The sequence below is a fragment of the Noviherbaspirillum album genome (assembly GCF_035916955.1).
Lineage (GTDB): Bacteria > Pseudomonadota > Gammaproteobacteria > Burkholderiales > Burkholderiaceae_D > Noviherbaspirillum > Noviherbaspirillum album.
Genome location: NZ_JAWIIV010000038.1, coordinates 16633 through 37469, shown reverse-complemented (window position 1 = coordinate 37469; position 20837 = coordinate 16633). Strand labels below are relative to the sequence as shown.

Genomic DNA, 20837 nt, shown 5'->3' with positions numbered 1-20837 from the left:
GTACTCCTACGGGATGTTATCGATTTTGCATTTCGATTGAATTAAACATCCCAGAAAAGGAGGAACTATGCGTATCACGTCCCTGGTCACTATTGCGGTGACCGCCCTCGCCTTCAGCGGCCCCGTCGCCTCGCAACAAAAAGACACCCAGCATTCGGGCATGCATGGCGGACAAGGATCCGGTGCCCAGATGGGGCACGCAGGTATGCAAAGCTCACCCGGCGCGGAAAAAGCGCCGTTTGACCTCCAATTTCTTGACACGATGTCGGCGCACCATCAAATGGCCATTGAGATGGCGCAACTCGCCGAGAAACAGGCTTCGCATGACAAGCTCAAGCAGATGGCCAAAAAGACGATCGATGATCAGCAAAAAGAAATCTCGCAGATGCAAGAGTGGAAAAAACAGTGGTATGCCGACAAAGGCGACGCACTCAACATGAAGATGCCCGGCATGGCGGAATCGATGAAAAGCATGTCGATGGACAAATTGCAGGCGGCTCGCGGAGACGCTTTCGACGCGCTATTTATTGACAGCATGAGCCGCCACCATCAGCAGGCCATCAAGATGGCGCAACACGCCGCCGGCAAGGCGCAGCACAAGGAAGTCAAGGATCTTGCCAAGAAGATCATCGATGAACAAAAAAAGGAAATTGCTCAACTGTCGAAATGGAAGAAGGAATGGAAGCTTGCCGGTAAGTAATGCATGAGGAAAGCAGCTATAAAGCTGCGTCGAACGCTCAAGGAGGATAAGTACCGCATCGTTCTGACACTCACTTCAAAGGAATCGCACCATGGCTTACCGATTCAAACAGGATGTAATTAGTGCCCAGACATTTTCTGGCGCACGCCGATGGATGAAAGGGGTCGCGCTAACAGTCTTGGGCAGCGCGGCGCTTGTCGTAACATCTGCGCAGGCAGAAGGACCTGGGCGAGGCCAGACCGCACAGTTCGAACGCGACTACCTTACTTTCATCATCGATCACCATTACTCTGCGCTGCGCATGACGGAACTCGCTGCTGGCACCGACCTCCAGCGTGACCCCGCAGTCAACAATCCTCAGGAAGGCACTTCCCCGACTCCCGGCACGAATGCAACTCCACCGAAGGCCGGCATGGAAGACATCAAGTCGATGGCGCGGATGGCCAACCGCATGCAGCGGGAAGAAATCGCGAAGGCCCAAAAATTTCTCAAAGACTGGTATGGTGCCACCCATACCCCGACCTTACGCACTGATGGGCAACAACTGATTCAGGTGCTTGAACAAACACCTGGAGGCGCACAATTTGAGCAAGCCTTCCTCCAGCTATTCAGCAATCACCACTATGCGGCCCTGCACCCCAGCCTCGATTGCCAAGTCAAGCGCGATATCGATCATCATAAGCTGAAAGAGTATTGCGAAGGCATTGTCCAGAGTCAGGTCAGGGATATCAATGACATGCGTGACATGTTGTGCAAGCAATTCTCGATCTGTGACTATCAGCCCGGTACCGGTGCGCGAGTACAAACCAGCGCAACTGCCTCTTCCACAAGGCAGTGATAACGATGCAGATACCTCGTTGAAATAGGTCTTGACCTTCCTATCGCTGGAAGGTCTATAGTGGGATCTCGTTCAACCATGGAGGTAACACTATGTACGAGCTTCAAGTGGAGGGCATGACGTGCGGTGGTTGCGCCAACAGCGTTACCCGGTCGGTGCGGGCAGTCGACAGCAATGCGAAGGTCGATGTGGATCTGAAAGCGAAAAAGGTCCGCATTGACACCAGTGTTCCACTGGAAAAAGTGTCTTCGGCAATCGCCGATGCTGGCTACCCAGTCGTCGCCAGCGCGACCCTGTAGACCGATGGTGGAGTGAGCTTCACTCCACCAACTTCAACTAAAGGAACCTAGGCATGGCCACGATCAAGGTACAGCCACATGCTGAATATGCACCGGGCGGCGCATCGATGGAAGTCGCATCCGGCACCTCGATTTGTGATGCTCTGCTCGACCATGGCGTTGAGATTGAGCACGCTTGCGGCAAGGTTGGCGCCTGCACGACCTGTCATGTCATTGTGAAGCAAGGATTCGATTCGCTCAATCCGATGGATGACAATGAAGAAGACATGCTAGATCAGGCATGGGGTCTTCAACCCCACTCCCGCCTGTCCTGCCAGGCCCGACTTGGCGCTCAGGATGTCGTCGTCGAGATTCCGAAGTATTCCATCAACCACGCTAAAGAGAATGCATAGCCGGGCGAGTTTCAGATTGCAGGTCGGCGGACTCATCCGGCCAAACTTGACCTAGGTCATTTAATTTTAAGGTGTCATTTTATACGATGGGTCAGGTAGCGCCACGTCAATCACTTGCCAAGGACTGTCGTCATGAATTCAAGATCTAATTTAATGCGCCGTCTCACCCCGATCATGTTGGCGGGGGTTCTCGCCGCTTGCGCCTCCCCGGACAAGGTTGGTACCGCGGGTACCGTAGACCACCTGGCACACCAGCGCGCCGGGACCAGCGGCCCGGGCCAAATGGGGATGATGGGACAGATGGACATGAAGTCGATGTGCGCCATGCATCACAACATGATGGCGAAGAAAACGCCCGAGGAGCGGGACGCCATGATGACTCAACACATGAAGTCCATGTCTCCGGAAATGCGAAGGCAGCACATGGCGATGATGGATGAGAAGTGCAGATAGCCCCACCCTGCGTTACACAAATCCCGATTCCTACGTGACCCAGGAGCCTACCATGAATACGCATCGCTACTCAGTACGTTTTTCCGTCGCCACCCGCGTCAAATGGATAGTCACCGCCATTCTGGTCGTGGCTGCCTATGTCGTATGGACCGAATACAAAGGTCAGGGCGCAGAGCTATTGCCCTATCTCTTCCTTCTGGCCTGTCCGTTGATGCATCTGTTTCATCATGGCCGTGGGAGCCACGCGCACCACCATCAAAGGCGGGAGGCAGCGGACACGGAAGCGCTGCCGTCAGCCTCTGTCCCGCCAGTTCATACAAAACCTAACGAGTTCAACCGTCTATAACAACATGCCGCAGGAGGGTTCATGAATCGCCAATCCGACCGACCGCACCAGGATCATCATCACGGTCATCACCATGGACACGACGATGCCGTCACGGCCGTCGTTGCGGACAAGCCATTCACGGACCCGGTATGCGGAATGAAAGTCGGTGCGAATCCTGATAAGACCATCGAATACCAGGGGACCGCTTATCATTTCTGCAGCGCCAAGTGCATGGAGAAATTCAAAGCCCACCCCGACGCTTATCTGAATCCGGTCAAAGCCGAGCCCGCGCAGGCAATGCCGGAAGGTACCATCTATACCTGCCCGATGCACCCGGAAATCAGGCAGCCAGCGCCTGGCAATTGCCCGAAATGCGGCATGGCACTTGAGCCGATGATGCCGTCGCTGGATGAAGAAGACAATCCGGAACTGGTCGACTTTCGCCGCCGCTTTTGGTGGACATTACCGCTGACTGTTGTCGTCACCGTTCTGGCGATGTTCGGCCATCGGATTTTTGCGCAAGGCTTGCCCGGTCAAAGCTGGATTGAGCTGGCACTCAGTACGCCGGTCGTTCTTTATGCGGGCTGGCCATTTTTCGTGCGATGGTTGCAGTCGATTACGAACCGCAGCCCCAACATGTGGACGCTGATCGGCACGGGCACCGGAGCTGCCTATGCATACAGCGTCGTCGCAACGGTTGCCCCTGACCTGTTTCCCTCCACATTCCAGATGCACGGACGCGTCGGCGTCTATTACGAAGCGGCCGCGGTCATCATTTCGCTAACGCTGCTGGGGCAGATTCTTGAGTTACGTGCACGCTCGCAGACCTCGGCGGCAATCAAATCACTCCTTGGGCTCGCACCGAAAACCGCCCGTCGGATACTCGATGATGGCACCGAGGAAGACGTCCCCCTGACGCATGTCCATATTGGCGACCGGTTGCGGGTACGCCCCGGGGAAAAAGTCCCGGTCGATGGCGAAGTGCTGGAGGGGGAAAGCGCCCTTGATGAATCGATGCTCACAGGAGAGCCTGTCCCGGTCACCAAGCGGCAAGGCGACAAGCTGATCGGCGCCACGATCAATACCAGCGGCAGCCTGGTCATGCGTGCCGACAAGGTCGGTTCGCAGACCATGCTTTCGCAGATCGTGCAAATGGTGGCCAATGCCCAGCGTTCCCGTGCGCCGATGCAGCGATTAGCCGATGTCGTGGCTGGTTATTTTGTGGTTGTCGTGGTCGGCATCGCCATCCTTACGTTGCTCGGCTGGGGTCTCTTTGGCCCGGAACCGAGCTGGGTCTATGGCTTTGTCAATGCCGTTGCGGTGCTGATCATCGCCTGTCCTTGTGCCCTCGGCCTGGCCACGCCGATGTCCATCATGGCATCCACCGGACGCGCTGCCACGCAGGGCATCCTGTTTCGTGATGCGGCCGCCATCGAGGAAATGCGCAAAATCGATACGCTCATTGTCGATAAAACCGGCACCCTGACCGAAGGCAAACCCGCTTTCGACCGGGTGGCTGCTGCACCGGGTTACACCGACACCGATGTGCTGCAGATTGCGGCCAGTATTGACCAGGGCAGCGAACATCCGTTAGCCCATGCGATCGTCGATGAAGCCCGTCGGCGCGGCCTTGCTCTGGACAAGCCTGAGACGTTCGAATCCTCGAGTGGGATCGGCGTGCGCGGCATCGTTGCCGGGCGGCGCATCGCCCTCGGCAATACGGCGTTGATGGACCAGGAAAACGTCAACTGGCAGATCCTTGGTAACCGTGCCGAAGAGTTACGCAATGAAGGCGCGAGCGTCATGTATCTTGCCGCCAACGGCGCGTTGGTCGGCTTGCTGGCGGTATCCGACCCGGTCAAGGCAACGACGCCGGAGGCACTGGAAGTGCTGAAGTCCGCCGGCTTGAAAGTAGTGATGGCCACCGGGGACGGCGTCACCACGGCCAAATCCGTGGCCCGGCGCCTCGGTATTGATGAGGTCTATGGTGAAGTCAAGCCCCAAGACAAGCTGACGCTGGTGGAACGGTTTCAAACCGACGGAAAGCGGGTTGCGATGGCCGGAGACGGCATCAATGACGCGCCGGCGCTTGCAAAGTCCAACGTCGGCATCGCGATGGGAACCGGCACCGACGTCGCCATCAACAGTGCCCATGTCACGCTGGTCAAAGGCGACTTGCGTGCGATTGCCCGGGCACGCAGCCTCTCCGTCGACACAGTACGAAACATGCGCCAAAATCTGGGGTTTGCATTCATTTACAATGCGATGGGCATTCCGCTGGCAGCGGGACTGCTCTATCCGTTCACGGGCCAGTTGCTTTCTCCGATGATTGCCGCGCTTGCGATGAGTTTGAGCTCAGTTTCCGTAATCACCAACGCGTTGCGGTTGCGTGGTACTGGGAGCCAGGCATGACTACCTTGGGGCTGGTCGCACGGCCGCCCGGCGCTATTCTGGAGAGACGGCCAATTGATAAGTCAACGGTTAAATAGCCATTGCTTCTGCGTGAGCCTCAATTCCGACACACTGAAACAAGCCTTAATCAGCGAACTGGGGTCACCGGATCTGACCGCTCTAGTCGAGGAACGCAGCCCTTACCTGTTCTCCGCACGCCCTGTGTTCATCTCGGAGGAGCAGGCGGCGCGGATGGCCGCCGTCATCCGCGCGGTGGAGGCCGTGGTTGCCCTGCCAGCGTATCGGGAACACGTGCTTGAGACTGCACCGGAGATAGCACGTCACGATCCCGGTGGCGCGAAAGGCGTCTTTTTCGGCTATGACTTCCACGTTGCGGGTGATAGCGTCGGCGTGATCGAAATTAACACGAACGCCGGCGGTGCAATGCTCAACGCGGTCATGGCGCGTGCCCACCACGCCTGTTGCCTCGATAACCAGACGATGGCATTAGCGACCGACCAGGCAGGCACGTTAGAAAAGCGCATCGTCAGCATGTTTCTTGACGAGTGGGCGATCGCTAAACGTGAACGGCCATTGCGCACGATTGCCATTGTTGACAAGGACCCTCGTCAGCAATACCTGTATCCCGAGTTTGTGCTGTTCCAGAAGATGTTCGCACGTAACGGCCTCCAGGCGGTGATTGCGGATCCGTCGGAGCTCAGCATCCATGATGGTAAGCTGACGCATGGCGCGCTGGAGATTGACCTTGTTTATAACCGGCTAACCGACTTCATGCTGGACGACCCGGCGAGTGCGGTCCTGCGTACCGCCTATCTGACGAACGCCGTGGTCCTTACCCCGCATCCGCAGGCGCATGCGCTCTATGCAGACAAACGCAACATGACCCTGTTCAGCAACGCCGACTGTCTCACGAAGCTGGGAGCCTCTCAGGAGGATCGGGATGTGCTGTTGCAGCACATCCTTCCGACCGAGGTGATCGACCCGGCACAAGCGGATCGCTTATGGGCGCACCGTCGCAATCTGTTTTTCAAGCCATCAGCCGGCTATGGCAGCCGGGCCGCATACCGTGGTGACAAACTGACCAAGCGCGTCTGGCAAGACATTCTGGCGGGCGGCTACGTCGCACAACACATCATGGCACCGGGGGACCGCGTGTCGGGATCGGCGGACGCGCCTGGATCCCTGAAATTTGACATCCGCTGCTATGCCTATCAAGGACAGATACAATGGATCGCTGCACGCCTGTATCAAGGGCAAACGACGAACTTCCGCACCGCGGGGGGCGGATTCGCACCAGTCTATCGTCTTCCTGATCAAGATGTTGCGCAGGCGACATCCGGCTGCACAAATAACTGCGGCTAGCCGAGATACGTTATGTTCGTTGGCCGAAAGCGCAATACCTTGGACCTCATCTATTTAATAATGACCTTGCCATGAAATTCTTGTTGCCTAAAACCCGGTGGCTTTACGCTGTCGTCCTCTCGACTGTTACGCTCATTCCCGCGTCGTACAGCCTTGCCCAGCAATCCTTGACGGCCGGTGTGCAAAAGCGTCTTGGCGACTTGTTCTCTGAATCCAAGGAAGAAGCGCTGCTGGAGCCAGACAAGGCATTTCAGCTGAAAGTCACCGCCTCGGGACCCACCACCTTGATCGCCGAGCTGATACCGGCTCCTGGTTACTATCTTTATCGCGAACGCATTCGCTTTGCACTCAAAAATACAAAGGGAATTGCGATTAAATCCGTCAAGCTCCCTGCCGGGAAGGTGAAGAACGACCCAACGTTCGGAAGGATGGAAACCTACGAGAAACCGACACAGGCCGAGATCACGCTCGAGCGCGCGCCGGCGGCAAGATCGCTGACGCTGGCAGCAGGGTATCAGGGTTGTAATGAGAAAACCGGAGTATGTTATCCGCCAATGGATAAGGAAATCAGCTTGAACTTGCCCTGACGGGTTACCAGGATCATGTGACCGAACGCTTGCAGGCGCGGGCTCCGCTCGCGCCTTTGCCATCGCCCCTGTCCGCCCCTACCTTCGATGCAAGGCTAACGGCCTTAATGATGTATTGCCAATGGAGCGCAATGGCTGGTCGCGAGATCTTCGATGATCGGGCAGTCCGGTCGCTGATCGCCGTTGCAATGCTCGACCAGATGCTGCAATTGGTTGCGAATCGATTGCAGCTTTTCGATATCCCTGTCGAGTTCAGCCATATGCTGGCGCGCGAGCGTCTTGACTTCGGCACTCTTGCGGGAACGGTCTTCCCATAGCGCGAGCAGGGATTTGATGCGTTCAATGGAAAAGCCGAGGTCGCGGGACCGCTTGATAAAACGCAGCATCTGGATATCTTGCTCTGTGTACTTCCGGTAGCCTGCATCGGTACGCGCGCTCGGGGGGACCAACTCGATGCTTTCATAATATCGGATGAGCTTGGCGCTGACACCCGAGGCTTTTGCGGCTTCACCAATATTCATCATCGACTTCCTCCGTTTCGATTTCCTGACGGTACAGGGCTAATTTCGCGTCCGATAGCATGTAACGTCGCTTTACCCTCAGTTCACAGCCGATCGTGGCTTCCAACGGCGAAGCAGCAATGCGTTGCTGACGACGCTCACTGAACTGAATGCCATTGCCGCCCCCGCGATCACCGGGTTCAGCACACCAAATGCTGCCAGCGGAATGCCGACCAGGTTATAGATGAATGCCCAGAACAGGTTTTGCTGAATCTTTCGGTAAGTCCGTTTTGACACGTCGATTGCGTCGGCAACCAGTGCCGGGTCGCCCCGCATCAGGGTAATGCCCGCGGTATGCATTGCCACATCGGTACCGGTCGACATCGCAATCCCGACGTCGGCAGCGGCCAGCGCCGGCGCATCATTGATGCCGTCACCGACCATGGCCACCTTTCGGCCATTGCTCTTGAGGTTAGTGATGACATCGGCTTTGTCGGCCGGGAGCACTTCCGCGCGAAACTCGCTGATCCCGACTGCCGCCGCCACCATCCTCGCGCTACCGGGGTTATCGCCAGTTAGCATCACTGCATGAATCCCCATGTCCTTGAGCCTGGCCACTGCATGTTTCGCGGACGGTTTCAATGTGTCTCCGAAGGCAAGCAGCCCCTCCACTTCCATCCCGGTATCGGACCGCACCGCAAGCCATGAGACCGTTCTGCCTGCCACCTCATGAGAGCGAGCGATTTCTTCCATCGCGGTCGTCGCCACACCCAGTTCCTGCATGAGCCGCCTATTGCCAAGGTAGACGCTCACGCCGCCAACCTCGGCCTGCACGCCGCGTCCCGGCAATGCCTTGGCACCGGTCGCAGCATGTAACGTAACGCCGCGGTCTGCCGCAGCCGCGGTAACGGCTTTGGCAAGCGGATGATCGCTGTATTGCTGCACAGCCCACGCATGCTCGAAAGCGTCCCGCTCGGACCCGTCACGGGCTTCAAGAGCGACCAGGGCTGGCTTTCCTTCGGTCAGCGTACCGGTCTTGTCGAAAGCGACTGCGGTGACCGCATGGGCGGTTTCGAGCGCCTCTGCATCCTTGATCAGGATGCCGTATTTGGCTGCAATACCAGTGCCCGCCATGATCGAAGTCGGTGTGGCCAGACCCAGCGCACACGGACAGGCAATCACTTGTACCGCAACGGCGTTAAGCAAGGCCTGCTGCCAATCACCGGTCAGTAGTCCCCAGCCAAAAAAAGTCACACCGGAAATCAGCAAAACCACCGGTACGAAGACCGCGCTGACTTTGTCGACCAGGCGCTGGATCGGTGCCTTGACCGCCTGCGCGTCCTCGACCATCTTGATGATCTGCGACAGCATGGTTGCGCCGCCCACCGCAGTCGCTTCTAAAATCAACAAGCCGTCAGCGTTCACGGCGCCGCCGGTGGCCTGGTCGCCGACTGACTTGGCTACCGGAAGGCTTTCCCCGGTGAGCAATGACTCGTCCAGGTGGCTGGCGCCTTCGACCACAATCCCGTCAACAGGGACACGATCGCCCGGCCGCACGATCACCCTGTCTCCAACCCGAACCTGTGCGGTCGGGATCTCAACGTCGAGCCCGTCGCGACGAACCATCGCCGTGGTTGCGCGCAACGATTCAAGTGCACGTAAGGCAAAGACCGTCTGTTGCTTGGCGCGGGCTTCCAGCCATTTTCCAAGCAGCACAAGCGTGATGACAACAGCGGAAGACTCGAAGTACAAGTGCTGCATGGCGCCATGGTCACCATGAGCGAACAACAGATACACCGATAGGCCATACGCTGCGCTGGTGCCAATAGCGACAAGCAGATCCATGTTGCCCGAACGTGAAAGCAGCGCCTTCCATCCGGCCTTGTAGAACCGGGCGCCGAGCCAGAACTGTACCGGGGTGGCAAGAAGAAGCTGTATCCAGCCGGGCAGCATCCAGTCCCTGCCGAAGGGAAGCATGAACATCGGCGCGATGAGGGGGAGACTCAGGGCCGACGACAAGGCAACCGGCCACCAGCCCGGAAGTGCGTGCGCCGGGGAAGGATCTCGCCTGTCGGAGGTAGGAGTCGCGGCTTCATACCCGGCCTTCTGAACGGCGGCGAGGAGCGCTTCGATGGCCACGCCGGTCGTCTTGATCTGTGCCTTTTCCGTGGCGAGATTGACCGATACACTGGTGACTCCAGGCACTTTCGTGATCGCCTTTTCAACACGAGCCACGCACGATGCGCAGGTCATGCCGGAAATTGCGAGTGTTACTTCCTCTTCGGGGACCGCGTAACCCACTTTTTTCACTGCAGCGGAGAGCGCATCGATCCCAACTGCGGCCTCAGAACGTACGGTAACTTTCTCGGTTGCAAGATTTACCGAGGCCGTTTCCACACCCGGGACTGTTTTCAACGCTTTCTCAACCCGTGCGACGCAGGATGCACAAGTCATTCCTTCGATTCTGAAAGTGACATCCGTCATCCCGGCCTTATTGCTTACGACTGTATCCATCTAATTCTCCTGAGGCGTTATCGTAACAATAGCCCTTCCAGCGATGGCAAGGTCAAGGATTGTTTCGCATTCTCGACCGATGACACGCGACTGTGCGAACGCTCCCGTTTCGCTAATAAAAGCCGACTTCGCAACGCTTCAGAACCTGCAACTTTGTTGCCATGCTGGACACTAACCGAGATTTTGGGAAAACATCGAATGATTGGCACGATTTCAGGTACGCCTCAGCCGGACATGAGGGAGGAATGGGCGACAGTCAACGGCGTGAAGGTCCATTACGTCACCGCGGGCGCCGGGCCGGCCATGATTCTTCTTCACGGGCAAGGGGAAAACTGGGCAACGTGGCAGCACGTCATTCCCGAGCTGGCGCGTACGCATCGCGTCTATGCTATCGATCTACCAGGTGCGGCACAAAGCGGCAAGCTCGCTTCTGCGGTTACCCCACCTTCGTACTATTCTGACTTCCTTGCCGCATTTCTGGACGAGCTTGAACTATCGCGCGTGGCATTGGTGGGAAGCTCGCATGGAGGTCTGATTGCATTACGATTTGTGCTAGCTGCACAGGAGCGCGTTACGGCCCTTTGTCTCGCCGACAGCGCGGCGCTCGGGCGGGAAACACACCCGCTGCTGGTCATGCTTGCCCTTCCCTTTGTCGGGGAAACCATCAGCCTATGGTGCACAACGCCGTGGGGGGCAAGCCAATGGACATGGATGCTCGCATCGATTGCCTTTTCCCGGCCGCACCGCATTCCACTGTCCTGGTATTCGAACGCCTTCCGTCTGGCTCGCCAGCAAGGACATATCATGGGGGGCGTGGTGGCTCCGGTACGGGGGCAGCTTGGGCTGACCGGGCAAAGAGAGGTCCTTCTGGATCTGCTAGTGCAATTGGAGATTCCGACCCTGGTCGTCTGGGGCGAGGACGATCAAGTTGTCCCTAGCCGCCATGGCACTGCCGCCGCGCGCCACCTACGGCGAGGCAGGATGGTGCTGATTCCGGAATGCGGGCATTTGCCTCAGGTCGAACGGCCAGCGGAATTTGTGGCAGCCCTTAGCACATTCCTGCAGGATGATGTGATCAATGCCGTAGCCGAGCCGTCCTCTTCCACAAGCACCCGATAAATAGGCGTCAGTAACGGGAACGGGGGTATGTTGCCGTCAAGTCCGGTCTTGCGCGGCATAAGCCCTCCTTGCATGGCAGCGCTCCCGAGGTTGCGACCGTTAGCCTTGGCGCGCACATGGCTGGGGGTGGGGGATCAAGCTGTCCCCAGTCAAGATCAAACCATCGCGGTAGCACGCGTTGACAAATTCGTCAGCTGAACAGTCATCTCATTGATCAAGCCCTTTGCAGGGCATTGGCTTGATCAATGAGAGAGCGAGCCCAGAAATCGCTTACCCGCGTAAGTGCAAGTGGCTCCAGTACTTCTGAAGAAGAGAGCCTCTCTGCGCTCTTTCTGACAGCAGGTACGCCGGTCGTCCTTAATTGCCACCGCGGTAAAGCTCGTCAAGAGCGCCAATCCGATTGGCATTAGCCTGAATCGCTTCGGCCCTGACCTCCGCGCGGCTTCTCGAGGAGACGAACTTAGGCTGATAAGGATAGAATGGTTCATCACCGACACCAATGAGACCCTGCGCCTGCGCCTGCCTGAGTTCTTCCTGGACCTGTGCTCGCGATTTGGTTGAACGGATATGCTCCTGCCAGTTAGTGCCCTGATCGCCGATCCATTTATCGTCGGCCAGAGCTGTCGAGCCGATTCCAGCAGACAGCAAACCTACAATAACAGCAACGGACAGCGAGATCGATTTCATTTTGCACTCCTATGGATAATGGGGGAAAACTTCCGGATCGCTTTCTTACTGCATCGATCCATGAGTGCAAGTTTAGGAGCCGGGTGGCAACGCGAGTCTGACATGCCCATTACAACTGCGTAATGCTTTGCGCTACCCTCTCCTGAAGTATCGTTGGGCAGCCGCTGACCTGAGCGGTACAACAACCGGTGATGAGGGTGGAAACGAGGGATGGCGACTACGTCATACCGCGGGTGTCGCGCTGCCACGCCTGGAAACACGGCATGTGCCTGACGCGAAACCGTCCAGGCGCGAAGATGGCGCTACCTTTTCTTCTTCCGTATCGCCAATGACGTTGACGCGGGAGCCGCTTTGGATTTTCGACCCGAAGGCTTCGGCCGCTTGTGCTGTTGGCGCAGATAATAATAGAAGCCTAAAACAGTCAATAAGATGAGGGCACCCACAATGCCTAGGGTTGGTAACATTGATGAAGGCAATGGCCCACCGGTGTAAAACATGTCTTCTCTCTGAAAATTGAGCGGAGCACTGATAGCCCCGCCCGGGAACATTAATGCATCGCTGTCCGCATCGATGCCATCGCACTGCAAGACTGAGCGCAACGGCGGCAAGCTTCCACACACTCTTGCATCATCGTGGCGCTCTGTCCGGGATGCGATCCGGCCATCCGCTCGCAAATATCGCCACATGTTGTGCAGATCTGGGCGCACAGAGCGCACGTGTCAAAGTGCATTGGTGAATTTCTGCTCATCAAACGCGCATCAAGCAAGCAAATATCGGCGCAATCCAAGCATGCAGCGATACACTCTGCCATACCGGGCATGTCCATTCGAATGCATTCGGCGGCACACATTTCACAGGCGCGCGCGCAATCCAGACAGTTCTGGATACATTCCATCATGTGCTGCTGCATTTGCGGGTTCGCCTGCGTTTGAGACTGGGTAGTCATAGTCATGGTTTTGCTCCAAAAGAGTTAATGTTGGTACGCTTGGTTCTCCCTGATGCAAAGGACAAGGTCAATCTGCCATGTCTCTGGTTAATGTATATAGACTCGCTGGGTCGGCCATGTTCCCCGATGGCTTCTTATTTACCGAACAAGTCCAATCAGCTTGTTCCTGCGGTCGAACCACCTCGATTCTGCGCCCTGTCGGCCCACTCACACCGGCGGGACAGGATGCAGGAGGGCAGCATGTCAAGCAACGAGTCAGCAAGGAAGCCTGTCGCAACTGGATGCATTCCGTTGATCAGAGTACGAGATGGAACCTTCACGGTCAGGAAGAACGTGGAGGTCGCTCCAGGCGAGCTGGAATGTAACTGGTGAAAAGTGTTATAGGATGAGCGCCGAAAGCGGCTTCATGTCCAATGGCTGGACGCCACGAGTTCCGGGTTGGAAGAACTGAAGCGCTGATGCAGCACATAGCGCATGCACTGCTGCGCACATCCTGACTGGGGGACGTGTCGCGCGATTGTCCAGGTTGCAGGGCGACCTTGTCGGCACCGATGCCGACATCATGGCCAGCAAGCGTCACGGTGACCTTTTTATTAGCCGAATACGCCGCACGTTGGTTCTTTGCAATAGATGCCGCCGCGTGGTGCCAAGGACCGCAAGACACACTGTTCGCAGAGGCTACTGCTTGCACAGGTAGCACAAGGATTAGCATCCATATCCATAGCATCTTGGCGAATCGGCCCATCATTTTAGTCTAGCATATAAAAAAGTCACGGCAACGCCCCTCCTTCCCATATCGAGGAGGTCGATATCAGCCGCGGTCATGACGGCGAAGTGCTTGCTGTGTGCATGCATTCTCTTTGGCGCCTGAACATTACAGCTTTGTAATGTGGAAATTGAGGTTTATCGGTGAAAATATGCATCAACTGATAGCGAAGAATAGGGAGAACCATGCGGGTCCTAGTAGTGGAAGACGAAACCAAAGCCGGGGAATACCTCCGTAAAGGACTCTCCGAGTCCGGCTTTGTCGTCGATCTGGCACAGAATGGGTTGGATGGCCTGAATATGGCGCAGACCAACACCTACGATGTCATCGTGCTTGACGTCATGCTTCCGGGGCTTGATGGCTGGAAGGTCATCCAGGAGCTGCGTAAAACAAAGGAAACGCCAGTGCTGTTCCTGACTGCAAAGGACCAGCTTGAGGACCGCGTCAAGGGACTGGAACTCGGCGCAGACGATTACCTCATCAAGCCGTTCGCGTTTGCCGAACTTCTTGCCCGCATCCGCACCCTGCTCAGGCGCGGTCCCATCCGCGAGGCAGAACTTCTCAAGATTGCGGACATGGAAATTGACGTACTCAAGCGGCGAGTGACCCGCGCCGGCGAAAGGATCGACCTCACTGCCAAGGAATTTGCATTACTGCATCTGCTGGCGAAGCGCAAAGGAGAAGTTCTCTCCCGTTCATTGATCGCTTCGCAAGTCTGGGATATGAATTTCGATAGCGATACCAACGTCGTCGATGTGGCGATACGACGGTTACGTGTGAAGGTGGACGATCCGTATTCCAGCAAACTGGTCCATACGGTGCGCGGCATGGGTTATGTGCTGGAGGAACGTGGGTGATTCGCTTTTTGCCGCATTCGCTTACTACGCGTTTGGCATTGCTGTTTGCCGCCGCAGCCTTGCTCACGCTCAGCGTCGTCGGCGCCTATTTGTATCGCTCGCTGGCCGTTCAGTTGCAGTCCAGGGATGAACATGAACTGATTGGAAAGATCGAGCAGTATCGGCATATCCTCATTGAGACGCCCTCGGTGCGCGCGATTATCGAACACCAGCATCGCTTCGTCGACGTCGCCACCGGCCACGACGGCTTGATCGTGTTTCTACGCGCTGCAGATGGACAGATACTGATGCGCAACCGGAACGATGCCGTTTCACTGCCTGACATTGAAGTTGTGCCCGCTGATCGCGTCCCCGCGGAAAGCGCATTACAGGTATGGAGGTACGCGCCCGGGAAAGTGGCGACGACGATATCAGCGTGGGGCAGGCTTGCCGATCCAACGACGCAGGTGCAGATCATCGTTGCGCGCACCGCGTCAGAGCGCATGGAATTGCTGGGCGAGTACCTGATGGACATTCTCGGAGCCGTTCTGGCCGGCGCGGCGTGCGCAGCCATGCTTGGCTTCATCGTAGTGCGGCGTTCGTTGCGACCAGTTAAAGCGGTTGCGCAACAAGCGCATTCCATTACGGCGCGCCGCCTGGACAAGCGCCTTGATGCGAGTGCCGTCCCCTCTGAGCTGCAGGCTCTCGTGAAATCCTTTAATGCGGTACTCGATCGTTTGCAGGAAAGTTTTCAACGGCTATCCCAGTTTTCCGCCGATCTTGCCCATGACCTGCGTACTCCGTTATACAACCTGACCATGCAGACGCAGGTGGCGCTTTCCAAACCAAGGGCCGAGGAGGAATACGTTGCCTTGCTCGGTTCCGGGCTGGAGGAGTATGAGCGACTGACCCGCATGGTGGAAAGCATGCTTTTTCTTGCCAGGGCCGACAATGCGCAGGTGGCGCTCAGCCGTAGCGCCCTCGATGGCAAGGAGGAGCTGCAGCGTATCGCCGAGTATTTCGAAGGTATTGCTGAAGATGTTGGCGTCCGTCTTGACGTCGAAGGCAGTGCCACCGTCAACGCCGATCCCGCGTTGTTCCGCCGGGCGGTCAACAACCTTGTCTCCAACGCGATACGCTATACCCCTTCCGGCGGCACGGTGTCGTTGCACGTGGAACAGAAGCCAACGAGTACCCTCATTAGCGTCAGTAACCCCGGCCAAGGCATCGATGCCGAACACCTGCCACGCCTGTTCGACCGGTTCTACCGGGTGGACGAGGCGCGCAGCCAATCCACATCTTCCACCGGGCTCGGCTTGGCCATCGTCGCTTCCATCATGAAACTCCATGGTGGTCAGGCGATGGTGTCGAGCACCCCTAATGAAATGACAACGTTCACGCTATTGTTTCCCGTGAAGCACTGACCCGACGCCATGACCTGGCTCTCCAGGAAGGGAAGATGCCGCTCAAGGAACCATCGCCCCCTCGCTGTCGGTAAATACTGGCAAGGAGCCCGTGGTAACGCCGTGCTGCAGATGCGGCCGAAGTAACCTATCGGCTGCCGGCCCCGCTGACGGTGACCTTGCTCACCATGCCCGCCGGGTAGTGTCCTGGGATATGGCAGCCGATTTCGACATTGGCGCTCCGGCCGAATTGCCAGATGAGGCTCTTGGTTTCCCCTGGCGCCAGCGTGATGGCATTCGGGTCATCGTGTTTCATGCCCGGCATCTTTTGCATCATTTGCTCATGTTCCTTTTGCTCTTCCGCCGTGCCAACGACAAACTCATGTGGCACCTTTCCCTTGTTCGTCACGACAAATTGGATCGTCTCGCCAGACTTCACAGCGAAGGTTGACGGATCAAACCGCATGGTATCAAGCGCGGTGACGTTGACGGTGCGGGTGACTTGCCCTGCGGTGCCAGGCCGTCCCGCTGCGGATTCGCCGTGCCCCCCGCTGCCGTGTCCCATGGAATGGTTGCTGGCCGATGTCTGGCTGCCGCCCTGGGCCGTCCCGGCGCCTTGCATATGCTGGGAGTGATCCATTCCCTTCATGTTGGCCATCGATGAATGGTCCATCCCCGCCATGGAGCCAGTGCCGTGGCTCATACCTTGCATATTCGTATTTGCAGTGCCGGCGGAAGACGTGGCAGAAGGCCTTGGTGCCGACGTCGCTGCCCCACGTACGGCAGCAGACGTCGAGGACGAACCTTGAGCGGTTGACTGCGGTGCATTGCCCGCACAACCGACAAGCAGCAAGACGACGGCCGTCGCGGTACACGTTTTCAAATAAGGTATCTGCATAGTGTTCTCCATCTGGATTTATAACGCTCGGGATTGTTGGACCTGCAATGCCCCTGTACCAACCAACTCGCTTTGTCGAAGGCATCTATCGCCACGGCGTGGATCGCATCGACGCTTTCGTTATCGGGCTTACCAACGTGAATTGGACTACCAACCTTGCATCTGCCGGTTTGAACGCAGGTCGAGTTTCAGCAAGACCGCGACAACACCTGAACACAGGCCGTTCCTGGCCAGCGCAACAGAGGTTGCGCAAGCCGTTAATAATCATTAAGTCTTGAGGTTAGGGTCAGAACCAGATACGCACTCCTGCGACCACTTGGCGCTCAATGGGTGATTCACCTTCCTCGCGCGCGAAATCCGCTGTTCGACCGAGCTTGCGCCCCCACGTCACGCCAATATAGGGAGCCACTTCTCTACGGAGTTCGTACCGAAGACGCAATCCGAATTGGATATCCGACAGGCCGCTCCCGATGCCACGTGCATGATCAGACTTGTTATAGGCATTGACTTCGACTTCCGGGGTAAGAAATGCCGTTTGACTGAGCCGGAAGCTGTAGTCGGTCTTGAAGCGTGCGCCAACCCTGCCGGCGGACCCCAGGTAAAGCGCACCTTCAACATCGAACCAGTAGGGCGCGGTACCCTGGATCGCCAGGGCCAGCCATTGACGGCTCGGCCCCTCCCCAAAGTCATGTCGGACTCCGACTTGCGCGTCCCAGAACGCGGCAATGGGCTTGGAATAAAGCGCTTCGATCGAGCCTTCCGATCTACCTTCAATACGCTCGCCTTCTGTTTTGAGCCAAAGCCTGCCGTAGTCACGTCCCACCCATCCTTCGGCATCCCAGGCGATACCATCACTATTGCGCCTTTTGACATACTCCAGCTGATCCAACAGCACCATATAAAAGATATCGTTGTCGGCCATGACCATTTCCGAGCCCGGAATCTGGTAAGAACCATCCGGATTGCGCTTGTATTGCGATGCGGAGGGGACGGTCGACGAGCGAAGCATCTGCTGTTGGCTCGGCGTTGCCATGTTGTGGTTGCCGTGCATGGGCATCGGGGTTGTTCCGGACGAAGGATCACCAGGGATGCTACGACCAGCGCCTGCCGGCGCCGGCATGCCAGACGCCGGGCTGGAGAGGGCTGGATGTGACTCATGCGATGGCGCTGGAGCGCGGGATGGCGGCTGTTGCGCAGGAGCGGGCGTGACAGCCGGTGCGTTTGACTGGGTATTCCCGGAGCCATGATCCATACCGGGCATGGCACCATGATTCATGCCCGGCATAGATCCGTGGTCCATTCCGGGCATTGTCGATTGCGCAAAGACGGCGGGGCCAGCGAGGAGCAAGCCGATCGCTACGCCAAGAGTAGGCAACGCAGGCAACCGCCGGCGATGAGTTTCACGACAGGTTGGCAGGTAAATACTCATGCGACGATCACCTTGCGGAACATACCCGCTTCCATATGATATAAAAGATGGCAATGAAACGCCCACTGTCCAATGGCGTCAGCGGTGACCTGAAAGGTCAATTGCTTGCCTGGCTGGACATTGACCGTATGCTTGCGAACCTGGAACTGCCCATTCTCGTTCTCGACCTCGCTCCACATGCCGTGCAAATGAATGGGATGGTTCATCATCGAGTCATTGATCAGCGTGACCCGAAGCCGCTCACCATATTTGAAATAGACTGGCTCGGCTTCATGGAATTTTTTGCCATCAAATCCCCAGATAAAGCGCTGCATGTTTCCAGTCAACCGCAGCGTAATTTCGCGCGAAGGGGGACGTTGGTCAATAGGGCCACCGATGGTACGCAGGTCTGCATAAGTAAGGACCCGACGCCCGTTGTCGCGCAATCGGGGCCCGGGATCACTCAGTGACTTCGAAGGCGCCATTGAGCGGGAATCGACGCCAGGTTCAGTGCCTAGCATCGTCATGTCCTGCATAGAAGACATGTCATGGCCCGACATGCCTGCCATTCCCTCCATGGTGTGACCCGCCATGTTGCCACCGCCTTGCGCGGAGGCCGGCGTGCTCTGGGAGTTCATGGCAGACATGTCATGTCCGGCCATGCCGGACGGCGCGGCCTGCGCTGCGCCTGGAGTTGCCCCTCCCATCGTATGGCCTGGCATGTCATGCATCGCGTGACCGGCCCCGGGCGACGGCGACGTTGCTGTCGTACCCGCTGCGCCGCCATGTTGACCGCCGGGCGGGTGCGACTGCCCCATCGCTGCAGAAGGTTGGGGACTTCCCTGCACGTTCATCGCGCCCATGTCATGGCCCGGCATGTTTCCCATCCCCATGTCGACCATGGATAACCAGGTTTTCGGATCCATTTCCGGGACGGCCGCTGACATTCCCAACCTGGGAGCGAGTGTTCCCCTGGTATAGCCGCTCCGGTCAATGGATTGCGCAAAGATCGTGTAGGCACGGTCATCCGGCATCTGCACCACCACATCATAGGTTTCTGCGACTGAAATCCGAAATTCATCGACCGTCACCGGCTCAACGTTTTGACCGTCCGCGGAAACCACGGTCATTTTCAAGCCTGGAATACGCACATCAAATATGGAGGTTGCCGCGCCGTTAATAAAGCGCAAGCGGACCCGTTCGCCAGGCCGTGCAATCGCTGTCCAGTTGCCGGCAGGCGAGGTACCGTTGGTCAGGTAAGTGAAAGTGGCGCCGGAGACATCACCGAGATCGGTGGGGTTCATCCGCATCTGGTCCCACATGCGCCGTTTCTCAAACGCCTTGGACAAACCCATCTGTCGTACATCCTGAAAGAAATCTCCCACCGTCGGCATCTGATAGTTAAAGAAGTCCGAGGACTGCTTCAGTCGCCGAAAAATCCACTCGGGTTCATCGTCAGTCCAATCGCTTAGCATGACGACATAATCTCGGTCTGCCTGAATCGGATCCGGGCCGGCGGGATCGATTACGATCGGCCCGTAAACCCCTGTCTGTTCCTGGAAACGACTATGGCTGTGATACCAGTAGGTGCCGCTCTGTTGCACCTTGAACTGGTAAGTAAAGGTCTCGCCGGGACCAATGCCCGGAAAGCTGAAGCTGGGAACCCCATCCATTTCAAACGGAAGGATTAGCCCATGCCAGTGGATGGAGGAGTCCTCGGCGAGGCGGTTGGTCACCCGTAAGGTAACTGTTGTCCCTTCACGCATGCGCAGCAAGGGTCCCGGAACGCCTCCGTTGACCGTCGTTGCGTGGCGTTCTTTCCCAGTGAAGTTCACCGGCGTACTTCCGATAGCGAGATCAAACTCGGTCCCCTGCATTGTCTTTATCTTGCCAGTATCGGAAGCGGCCCATGCAAGACGCCCGAATGGCCCGGCGACTGCCAATGCCCCACCTGCGGCCAGGCCAGTGACGAACCGCCGTCGCGACCGGCTCGCAGGGTTAAGCGCACCCTCTTTTTTATACCTATCCACACAACCCCCGTCTTCTATCGTGTCATTTGCCATTCAGTATCGATTACTACACCCACTCCTTCGTCATCCAGCGTACAGATGGCGTTCCATGCAGCGCAAGAACTTCGCTCATGGCACCTGTCCACTCACAGCAAATGCTATTCCACAAAGCACATTGCCACGGCGCCATCGCATTCCACTTACGCGCGAACACAGCGACGCATAACGCTTGAGGGCACTTATGCGATGCCATGTCCTCCGTCCAGGCTGCGTTTTGCGCAAATGTCCTTCGGCGAAGCGCGGGGATGATGAAGTACCTCTGTATCGACTGAGGCGATGCTTGAAAAGTTTATATCGCCCTTCTGACTTAACGCATACCG

20 protein-coding genes are annotated in these 20837 nt (G+C 57.2%); 13 read left to right on the top strand and 7 right to left on the bottom strand.

All coding sequences use genetic code 11. From position 1 onward, the window contains the following. Positions 1 to 67: 67 nt before the first annotated feature. The 9 genes from RY831_RS27400 to RY831_RS27360 all read left to right on the top strand — a co-directional run bounded on the left by RY831_RS27400 (position 68) and on the right by RY831_RS27360 (position 7371). Positions 68 to 700, top strand: coding sequence for a DUF305 domain-containing protein (locus RY831_RS27400; protein WP_326509520.1), 633 nt, complete (start codon positions 68 to 70; stop codon positions 698 to 700). Positions 701 to 791: 91 nt separating this feature from the next. Then, entirely contained in the window at positions 792 to 1538 is a 747-nt protein-coding gene (locus tag RY831_RS27395) for a DUF305 domain-containing protein (RefSeq protein ID WP_151638631.1), read from the top strand. A gap of 92 nt (positions 1539 to 1630) precedes the next feature. Next, positions 1631 to 1837, top strand: a complete 207-nt coding sequence (locus RY831_RS27390; RefSeq protein WP_151638632.1) for a heavy-metal-associated domain-containing protein — start codon at positions 1631 to 1633, stop codon at positions 1835 to 1837. A 53-nt stretch (positions 1838 to 1890) separates the two neighbouring features. Continuing rightward, positions 1891 to 2229 carry an ISC system 2Fe-2S type ferredoxin gene (gene fdx / locus RY831_RS27385; protein ID WP_151638633.1) on the top strand — a complete coding sequence of 113 codons (339 nt, stop codon included), beginning with the start codon at positions 1891 to 1893 and terminating at the stop codon, positions 2227 to 2229. Positions 2230 to 2361: 132 nt separating this feature from the next. After that, positions 2362 to 2682 (top strand): hypothetical protein, encoded by a 321-nt coding sequence (locus RY831_RS27380; RefSeq protein WP_151638634.1) that lies wholly within the window; start codon positions 2362 to 2364, stop codon positions 2680 to 2682. Positions 2683 to 2734: 52 nt separating this feature from the next. Continuing rightward, entirely contained in the window at positions 2735 to 3028 is a 294-nt protein-coding gene (locus RY831_RS27375; protein WP_326509519.1) for a DUF2933 domain-containing protein, read from the top strand. Positions 3029 to 3049: 21 nt separating this feature from the next. Next, complete coding sequence (locus tag RY831_RS27370; protein WP_151638636.1) at positions 3050 to 5422, top strand: heavy metal translocating P-type ATPase; 2373 nt, start codon at positions 3050 to 3052, stop codon at positions 5420 to 5422. A gap of 90 nt (positions 5423 to 5512) precedes the next feature. Further along, positions 5513 to 6784 carry a hypothetical protein gene (locus tag RY831_RS27365; protein ID WP_225984883.1) on the top strand — a complete coding sequence of 424 codons (1272 nt, stop codon included), beginning with the start codon at positions 5513 to 5515 and terminating at the stop codon, positions 6782 to 6784. A 71-nt stretch (positions 6785 to 6855) separates the two neighbouring features. Then, the gene (locus tag RY831_RS27360; protein ID WP_151638638.1) at positions 6856 to 7371 is read left to right on the top strand and encodes a protein-disulfide reductase DsbD N-terminal domain-containing protein; all 516 of its coding nucleotides are present in this window, start codon (positions 6856 to 6858) and stop codon (positions 7369 to 7371) included. Between the two features lie 104 nt (positions 7372 to 7475). Here the strand turns inward: RY831_RS27360 and cueR are convergent, their stop codons facing one another. After that, complete coding sequence (gene cueR / locus RY831_RS27355) at positions 7476 to 7892, bottom strand: Cu(I)-responsive transcriptional regulator (RefSeq protein ID WP_151638653.1); 417 nt, start codon at positions 7890 to 7892, stop codon at positions 7476 to 7478. Positions 7893 to 7970: 78 nt separating this feature from the next. Further along, the gene (locus tag RY831_RS27350) at positions 7971 to 10355 is read right to left on the bottom strand and encodes a heavy metal translocating P-type ATPase (RefSeq protein WP_326509518.1); all 2385 of its coding nucleotides are present in this window, start codon (positions 10353 to 10355) and stop codon (positions 7971 to 7973) included. A gap of 228 nt (positions 10356 to 10583) precedes the next feature. Here RY831_RS27350 and RY831_RS27345 point away from each other — a divergent pair, with 228 nt between their 5' ends. Next, complete coding sequence (locus RY831_RS27345) at positions 10584 to 11504, top strand: alpha/beta fold hydrolase (RefSeq protein ID WP_151638640.1); 921 nt, start codon at positions 10584 to 10586, stop codon at positions 11502 to 11504. A 357-nt stretch (positions 11505 to 11861) separates the two neighbouring features. Here the strand turns inward: RY831_RS27345 and RY831_RS27340 are convergent, their stop codons facing one another. Both RY831_RS27340 and RY831_RS27335 read right to left on the bottom strand, forming a co-directional pair. Continuing rightward, entirely contained in the window at positions 11862 to 12191 is a 330-nt protein-coding gene (locus RY831_RS27340) for a DUF4148 domain-containing protein (RefSeq protein ID WP_194725959.1), read from the bottom strand. A gap of 547 nt (positions 12192 to 12738) precedes the next feature. Next, positions 12739 to 13089, bottom strand: coding sequence for a four-helix bundle copper-binding protein (locus tag RY831_RS27335; RefSeq protein ID WP_496196647.1), 351 nt, complete (start codon positions 13087 to 13089; stop codon positions 12739 to 12741). A 999-nt stretch (positions 13090 to 14088) separates the two neighbouring features. On the opposite strand from RY831_RS27335, the gene RY831_RS27330 reads away from it, so the two are divergent. Together RY831_RS27330 and RY831_RS27325 are read left to right on the top strand one after the other, a co-directional pair. Then, positions 14089 to 14760, top strand: a complete 672-nt coding sequence (locus RY831_RS27330; protein ID WP_151638642.1) for a heavy metal response regulator transcription factor — start codon at positions 14089 to 14091, stop codon at positions 14758 to 14760. Beyond that, positions 14757 to 16163 (top strand): heavy metal sensor histidine kinase, encoded by a 1407-nt coding sequence (locus RY831_RS27325; protein WP_225984884.1) that lies wholly within the window; start codon positions 14757 to 14759, stop codon positions 16161 to 16163. The genes RY831_RS27330 and RY831_RS27325 overlap by 4 nt, the downstream gene beginning before the upstream one ends. A gap of 127 nt (positions 16164 to 16290) precedes the next feature. On the opposite strand, the gene RY831_RS27320 is transcribed toward RY831_RS27325, so the two are convergent. Both RY831_RS27320 and RY831_RS27315 read right to left on the bottom strand, forming a co-directional pair. Continuing rightward, a complete protein-coding gene (locus RY831_RS27320) occupies positions 16291 to 16845 on the bottom strand; it encodes a cupredoxin domain-containing protein (protein WP_326509517.1) in 555 nt (184 codons plus the stop codon). A 481-nt stretch (positions 16846 to 17326) separates the two neighbouring features. Then, positions 17327 to 18097: a copper resistance protein B gene (locus RY831_RS27315; protein WP_326509516.1), complete on the bottom strand. Its 771-nt coding sequence runs from the start codon at positions 18095 to 18097 to the stop codon at positions 17327 to 17329. A gap of 5 nt (positions 18098 to 18102) precedes the next feature. Here RY831_RS27315 and RY831_RS27310 point away from each other — a divergent pair, with 5 nt between their 5' ends. Continuing rightward, positions 18103 to 18249 (top strand): hypothetical protein, encoded by a 147-nt coding sequence (locus tag RY831_RS27310; RefSeq protein ID WP_225984965.1) that lies wholly within the window; start codon positions 18103 to 18105, stop codon positions 18247 to 18249. 216 nt (positions 18250 to 18465) lie between these two features. Here the strand turns inward: RY831_RS27310 and RY831_RS27305 are convergent, their stop codons facing one another. After that, positions 18466 to 20511, bottom strand: a complete 2046-nt coding sequence (locus RY831_RS27305; RefSeq protein ID WP_151639337.1) for a copper resistance system multicopper oxidase — start codon at positions 20509 to 20511, stop codon at positions 18466 to 18468. Positions 20512 to 20837: the final 326 nt, after the last annotated feature.